General features: G+C 55.6%; 1 rRNA gene. It reads right to left on the reverse strand.

From position 1 onward, the window contains the following. A 16S ribosomal RNA gene (locus M6G53_RS25095) occupies nucleotides 1-453 on the reverse strand; the annotation flags it as partial.

The following is a 453-nucleotide window of genomic DNA, read 5'->3' on the forward strand; positions in this document are numbered from 1 at the left end:
GTTTCGGGACTACTTGGGTATCTAATCCTGTTTGCTCCCCACACTTTCGAGCCTCAGCGTCAGTAAAAGCCCAGCAGGCCGCCTTCGCCACTGGTGTTCCTCCTAATATCTACGCATTTCACCGCTACACTAGGAATTCCGCCTGCCTCTACTTCACTCAAGAGCTGCAGTTTTGAGTGCGACTACCAGTTGAGCCGGTAGATTTGACACCCAACTTGCATCCCCGCCTACGCTCCCTTTACACCCAGTAATTCCGGACAACGCTCGCTCCCTACGTATTACCGCGGCTGCTGGCACGTAGTTAGCCGGAGCTTCCTCCCCAGGTACCGTCATCTTCGTCCCTGGGGACAGTGGTTTACAATCCAGAGGACCGTCTTCCCACACGCGGCGTCGCTGCATCAGGGTTTCCCCCATTGTGCAATATCCCCCACTGCTGCACCCCATAGGTCAAGT

The organism is Serratia nevei (assembly GCF_024160145.1).
GTDB classification, from domain to species: Bacteria; Pseudomonadota; Gammaproteobacteria; order Enterobacterales; family Enterobacteriaceae; genus Serratia; species Serratia nevei_A.